We start from the raw sequence: 279 nt of genomic DNA, 5'->3' as shown, positions 1-279 counted from the left end.
ATTGTTTAAAATCTTATGTTTTTGCTTTTTTATGATATAACTTTCAGTAAAACCTCAAGCCTATGAAAAAGTTTTACACCATTTTTTTACTAGCGATGACCTTTTTGTTACTTTATTCATGCAGTGCAGAGGCGATGCAAAGTAAATTGAACGTAGAGGGAGAACACGGTTTTGATTTCCGGGAAAGTAGAACGGCCTGGAAAAATCTGAAAAAGGAGAACGGGAATTCGTATGCATATACAATTCTTGAACAATCCTTCACGGGAGAAGGGAGTGAAA

Annotated in this window: 1 protein-coding gene; it reads left to right on the top strand. The window is 35.8% G+C overall.

Translation table 11 applies throughout. The features are described from left to right. Positions 1-62 precede the first annotated feature (62 nt). Positions 63-279: hypothetical protein (locus tag HC175_RS23655; protein ID WP_168140148.1), on the top strand; the 217-nt coding region annotated here is incomplete at its 3' end.

This window comes from Salinimicrobium oceani (assembly GCF_012037645.1).
Note: the sequence above shows the minus strand (reverse complement) of the source record. Positions and strands in the feature narration are given on the sequence as shown.